Below are 339 nucleotides of genomic sequence, written 5' to 3' on the forward strand. Positions count from 1 at the left end.
AGCTCAGCTGGATAGAGTACTCGGCTACGAACCGAGCGGTCGGAGGTTCGAATCCTCCCGGATGCACCATCTTCTCCGAGATAACAGCAAGACTGTTGTTTCATGGTATGCGAGATAATCGCGAGTACCAGGGAGGATAACGTTGCTTCAGCAACGGCCCGCAGGGCGAGGCGCAGCCGAGTAATCCTCCCGGATGCACCATCTCTTACTTGATATCGTTTATTACGATATCAATATCGGCAGTAAAGCAAGTTTTCCGATGCATCCGTAGCTCAGCTGGATAGAGTACTCGGCTACGAACCGAGCGGTCGGAGGTTCGAATCCTCCCGGATGCACCAT

The 339-nt window shown here is 53.1% G+C and carries 1 tRNA gene; it reads left to right on the forward strand.

The window, feature by feature from the left end:
- The first annotated feature begins 261 nt into the window (after positions 1-261).
- A tRNA-Arg gene (locus tag QMN38_RS26815) sits at positions 262-338 on the forward strand.
- Position 339: the final 1 nt, after the last annotated feature.

This window comes from Citrobacter sp. R-1.5.2, assembly GCF_035064245.1.
Taxonomy (GTDB): domain Bacteria; phylum Pseudomonadota; class Gammaproteobacteria; order Enterobacterales; family Enterobacteriaceae; genus Citrobacter.